This window comes from uncultured Veillonella sp., assembly GCF_963534045.1.
Lineage (GTDB): Bacteria > Bacillota > Negativicutes > Veillonellales > Veillonellaceae > Veillonella.
In genome coordinates, this window is sequence record NZ_CAUSQT010000066.1 from 1 (window position 1) to 5,381 (window position 5,381).

Below are 5,381 nucleotides of genomic sequence, written 5' to 3' on the forward strand. Positions count from 1 at the left end.
GCAACAGCACCAAAAATTGATGTGTCTGCAGCTATTAAACCTGTAGCAAATGAAAATACTAAACCTGTAGTGACTGAAACTGTTAAACCTGTAGCACCTGAAGCTGTTAAACCTGCAACAGCTGAGGCTACTAAACCTGCAACAGCTGAAGCTGCAAAACCTGTAGTAAACGAAAATGCACAACCTGTTGTAGTTCCTGCGGCAGCAAACCCTGCAGCTGCGTCTATGGATGCTGATACAACTCCTGTAGTTGCAAAAGCAGATAAAAAAGATTCAAAAACAACAAAGGTTGTAAAAGCGGATAAAAAAGACCATAAAACAACTAAGGTCGTAAAATCCAATAAAAAAGCTCAATCTGCACCAGCTGTAAAGGCTGAAAAAGCAGATAAAGCTCATAAATAATCTACTATACCAATACACATGCATCGCGTCATCCCATCGGCGCGTGGGGTGTATAGAATCTCCCAGTGCACCCCGATGCGGGCCCTTTGGTGGATCAGACAAACATTGACTCTCTCCTATGCCGTCTGTCGCCTTAGGGCCTCCTTATGAAGGGTTCCCTCCCAATTCATAAGTATATACATGATGTATATAACATATCTCTCTCACAACACACAATACACACACAACACACACACAACACACACAATCCATATGTGTATGGTATAGGAGAATAAAAGCACCACCGAATTTCGGTGGTGCTTTTGCTTTTGTGGATGACATTGAAATCACTGGTGTCATCCTCTTTATTTTATATGTATTGTCGTGGCACGCGATCAGAGAAGCCACAGAAGATTTCATAAGGAATGGTGGAGGCAAGGGCTGCAATTTCAAGAGCCGAGATGCTTTCATGACCTTGAGAACCCAATAGTACTACCTTGTCGCCTGGTTTGACCGTAATCGTATCAGGTATTGCTACCATGAATTGGTCCATACAAATGCGTCCTACAACAGGGCAACGGGTACCTTGGATGAGAACGGTACCACGATTAGATAGGCTGCGTGGATACCCGTCGGCGTAGCCTACAGGAATGGTAGCGATTGTCATCGGTTCTGGTGTGACATAGGTAGAACCATAACCAATGCCTTCGCCTGCTTCGAGATGCTGCACATGAACGACTTCACTGTGGAAGGAGAGAACTGGTTTGAGGCCTAATCGGTTCGGCACATCGAGAGATGGCATGATGCCGTATTGGATGATACCTGGTCGTGCATCTGTGAATAGACTATCCTTTACGGATAATAGACCGGCGCTGTTGGCGAGGGAGAAGCGATAGTCCGCATCAGGTCTAAAGGCGCGAATTTCATCCACCATTTTATGGAATTTTTGAGCCTGTCCATGAGCATGGCTTTGATCCGCCGCATCAGCATTGCTCATGTGTGAAAAGAATCCGTCTACTGCAAGATTTGGATAGGATTCAACGCGCTTAATGAACTCTACCGCATCTTCTGGTTTAATACCTATGCGATGCATGCCTGTATCGACGGCTACGGCAACGCGGATAATCATATCGTGATTGTCCGCTACTTTGTTGAGGGCCTCTAAATCGGTAGATTCGCAAACAGCGGGAATGGAATTCGTATCCGCTACAAGTTCAAAGGATTGTGGTCTCGTTAGGCCTAATAGGTAAATAGGCACCATAATGCCAGCATTGCGAAGTGGTACAGACTCTTCTGGAATAGCGACGGCTAAGGATTCATAACCTTCTTCGACAGCAATACGCCCCATCATAACACTACCGTGACCATAGCCATTGGCCTTGATAACCGCTGTGGATGTACTCCATTCAGGGAGGCTGTCTTTTATTTTTCGTAGGTTCTCGCGAACCAAGCTTGTATCAATCGTTAAATATGTTGGTCTCATGATCATTTCACTCCTAAAATACATTACTTTTATTGTATAACTTTTAGGGAATTAAACAATAGTTTTTGTGAAAGTTTATGCTGAAATTTCATTTGATTTTATATTCAGGGAGTAATTAGTCTTAATCTGCATAGACTATGATGAATTAGCATATAATATGTAGTAGCTTGTAGTATAATTAATATATAATACATTTACCCTTAATAGAAATTGTTAGGAGGATATGATGAACGAACGAGTTGTAGTAGTTAATGCTGGTAAGATGAATTACGATCACTTGCTAGATTTTTCCGTTTTATCAAATGATGTACAAGTGTATGACGATAGTACAAATGCTGAGCTTATCGAACGCATTCAAGGCGCTACTGTAGTGGTAACAAAAGAAATACCTGTAGGGGCAGAGTTGCTTTCACAATTTCCTGAATCTGTGAAACTCATCGTAGAAGCTGGTACTGGATATAACAACATCGACCTTGATGCAGCGCGTGCTAAGGGTATTACGGTGTGCAATATTCCGGCCTACAGTACGGAACGTGTAGCACATACAGTGATTATGATGCTTCTAAATTTTGCATCTACCATGCAACAACAAATCGGTATGCTTGCTAGAGGCGACCGTAGCAATTTTACTAAACATTTACAAGTTCCTCACACCGAAGTTAATGGTAAAACATTAGGTGTCATCGGTGCCGGTCATATCGGCATGGCTGTTGTGAAGGTAGCAAAGGCCTTAGATATGAACATCTTGATTCATACGCGTACACCAAAGGCTGATGGCGATGGGATTCGCTATGTAAGCCTTGATGAATTGCTAGAAAATAGTGATTATATTACATTGCATTGCCCATTGAATGACAAAACTAAGCATATGATTAATAAAGAAACCATCGCTAAGATGAAACCTAATGCAGTTATCGTCAATACAGGCCGTGGTCCACTTATTAATGAGGCAGACCTTTGTGAAGCCTTAGCGGCTAAACGTATTCACGGCGCTGGCCTTGATGTACAAGAGGTAGAACCTCCAGCTGAGGATAGCCCATTGTATACACTTGATAATGTGATTATCACGCCTCACATGGGTTGGAAAGGCCTTGAAACACGCCAACGCTTGGTAGGTATCATTCGCGATAATGTACAAGCCTTTTTGAAAGGTGAACCGATTAACGTCGTTTCCTAATAGATACACAAATACCCCCTGACCGGTTGTGTGGTCAGGGGGTATTTTCGTTTAGGGCTAGTATCATAGATCAAGTTTTTAATATATATATTATATATATATCAAGGGAGGTAGTTATCCTCAAACTTGATTATGATTAGTTTGTGTTTTGATGGGACTCCACCAATGTCTACGATATGCTTTGATGCCTTCTACAACAGTTTTGCTCGCTTTGGCGGCTAAGTCCTTTGTAGCGGCAGGGATGCCATCAAGGCGGTAGGTGATACCTAATTCCTTGTATTTGGCAACGCCCATAACGTGATATGGTAAACAGTCGACGGCCTGTAAGTTGCGTAGTGAGCCTAAGAAAAAGCCTAGCCTATAGTGACGATCTGCGTTATCCGTGATGGTTGGTACTACCACATGACGCACCCAAATCGGCACATTTACATCAGCTGTCAGTTTTGCGAATTGAAGGATTGGTTCTAAAGGCTGTGCGGTTAGCCATTTGTGGACAGTAGGGTCGATGTCCTTAATATCCAAAATGACGAGACTCGTTACGCTCAGTAACTTACGGTATGCCACCTCTTGGTGGGGATCAAAACAAATTCCACTTGTATCTAAACAGGTATGGACGTTTCTTTCACTAAAATATGTGAAAAGCTCGATGACAAAGTCAATTTGCATCAATGCTTCCCCACCTGTGACAGTAATGCCACCGTTCGTATAGAACTGACGGTTACGTTCGTATTGCTGCCAAATATCTTCGACGGTCATGAACTTAGCTTCTTGGCTTTCTTCATTCCACGTATCTGGATTATGGCAGTAGGCACAACGCATGGGGCATCCTTGTAGGAATACCACCATGCGCATGCCTGGACCATCAACCGTACCCATCGTTTCTAGTGAATGAATACGTCCTGTCATAGAAAACCTCGATTAGATTTGTTGATGGAATGTACGGGAAATAACTTCATCTTGTTGTTGTTTCGTCAATTTGTTGAAGTGTACTGCGTAACCAGATACACGAACAGTCAATTGAGGGTACAACTCAGGATGTTTTTGAGCGTCTAACAATGTTTCACGAGTGAACACGTTAACGTTCAAATGGTGACCGCCCTTTTGGGAGTAGCCATCCAATAATTCTACCAAGTTATCCACTTGTTGTTGGTTGCTCATGGGTATTCCTCCTTTCAACCAAAATACGAGTACTGATGCCGGTGAAAGCATACAATACGGCGGAAGATTATTTATCTTCCTCTATAGTAACATTTGGTTCGCTGCAAGCGAAGTTTGTATTGCTGTTAGGCAATTGAGAAGGGTCTAACTCAATATCAAAATCGCCTACGGATACAAATGTTTCACCAGATTTACCTAATGCGTCCGGAACGATGGAGAAGGTATTGGAAATACCGTCAGAGCAATCGCGCCATGGCATTTTTGCAACGGAAGACAACGAAGCTACAGCACCGTGAGAGTCACGACCATGCATAGGGTTAGCACCAGGAGCGAAAGCTTGACCAGCCTTACGGCCGTCTGGTGTGGAACCTGTTGCAGTACCATATACTACGTTAGAAGTAATTGTTAACAAGCTCATAGTAGGAACGGATTGACGGTATGTAGGATGTTTACGCACCTTGTTCATGAATGTGGAAACAACCATGGAAGCCAAGCTATCTACACGATCGTCATCGTTACCATATTTAGGGAATTCACCTTCGATTTCGAAATCAACAGCGATGCCGTTTTCGTCACGAATAGGTTTTACCTTAGCGTATTTAATAGCGGACAAGGAGTCAGCTACTACGGATAAACCAGCGATACCAGTTGCGAACCAACGAGTTACCTTGCGGTCATGCAATGCCATTTCTAGTTTTTCATAAGCGTATTTATCGTGCATGTAGTGAATGATGTTCAATGCGTTTACATATACGCCTGCCAACCATTCCATCATGTCGTCGAATTTTTCCCATACTTCGTCAAAGTCTAAGTATTCGGATGTAATAGGGCGGTATTTAGGACCGATTTGTTTCTTAAGTTTTTCGTCAACGCCACCGTTAATCGCGTAAAGCAAGCATTTGGCTAGGTTAGAACGAGCGCCGAAGAATTGCATTTCTTTACCAATACGCATTGGGGATACGCAACATGCGATAGCGTAGTCATCACCAGAGTTTGGACGCATCAATTCGTCGTTTTCGTATTGGATGGAAGAAGTTTCGATGGATAATTTCGCACAGAAACGGCGGAAGCCGATTGGCATGCGAGGGGACCATAATACAGTGAGATTTGGTTCTGGAGCAGGACCCAGGTTAGTCAATGTATGTAGGTAACGGAAGGACATTTTGGAAACCAATGTACGGC

At 43.1% G+C, this 5,381-nt stretch carries 6 protein-coding genes; 2 read left to right on the forward strand and 4 right to left on the reverse strand.

Annotated features, from left to right (window positions below; genetic code table 11):
- On the forward strand, positions 1-402 hold a 402-nt coding region (locus tag RYP29_RS08045), incomplete at its 5' end, for a hypothetical protein (protein WP_311532999.1).
- Between the two features lie 349 nt (positions 403-751).
- Here the strand turns inward: RYP29_RS08045 and alr are convergent.
- Complete coding sequence (alr, locus tag RYP29_RS08050; RefSeq protein ID WP_311533000.1) at positions 752-1,864, reverse strand: alanine racemase; 1,113 nt, start codon at positions 1,862-1,864, stop codon at positions 752-754.
- A 226-nt stretch (positions 1,865-2,090) separates the two neighbouring features.
- Here alr and RYP29_RS08055 point away from each other — a divergent pair, with 226 nt between their 5' ends.
- Entirely contained in the window at positions 2,091-3,041 is a 951-nt protein-coding gene (locus RYP29_RS08055) for an NAD(P)-dependent oxidoreductase (RefSeq protein WP_311533004.1), read from the forward strand.
- Between the two features lie 120 nt (positions 3,042-3,161).
- Here RYP29_RS08055 and pflA read toward each other — a convergent pair whose 3' ends face one another.
- The 3 genes from pflA to RYP29_RS08070 form a co-directional block, all read right to left on the reverse strand.
- Complete coding sequence (gene pflA, locus RYP29_RS08060) at positions 3,162-3,947, reverse strand: pyruvate formate-lyase-activating protein (protein ID WP_311533002.1); 786 nt, start codon at positions 3,945-3,947, stop codon at positions 3,162-3,164.
- Between the two features lie 12 nt (positions 3,948-3,959).
- Positions 3,960-4,199 (reverse strand): autonomous glycyl radical cofactor GrcA3, encoded by a 240-nt coding sequence (gene grcA3, locus RYP29_RS08065; protein WP_005376651.1) that lies wholly within the window; start codon positions 4,197-4,199, stop codon positions 3,960-3,962.
- Between the two features lie 67 nt (positions 4,200-4,266).
- Positions 4,267-5,381: pyruvate formate lyase family protein (locus RYP29_RS08070; RefSeq protein WP_311533003.1), on the reverse strand; the 1,115-nt coding region annotated here is incomplete at its 5' end.

Excerpts from the sequence above, each read along its gene's own strand:
- alr (WP_311533000.1), bottom strand. The coding sequence starts at position 1,864 with ATGAGACCAACATATTTAACGATTGATACAAGCTTGGTTCGCGAGAAC.
- RYP29_RS08055 (WP_311533004.1), top strand. The coding sequence starts at position 2,091 with ATGAACGAACGAGTTGTAGTAGTTAATGCTGGTAAGATGAATTACGAT.
- pflA (WP_311533002.1), bottom strand. The coding sequence starts at position 3,947 with ATGACAGGACGTATTCATTCACTAGAAACGATGGGTACGGTTGATGGT.
- grcA3 (WP_005376651.1), bottom strand. The coding sequence starts at position 4,199 with ATGAGCAACCAACAACAAGTGGATAACTTGGTAGAATTATTGGATGGC.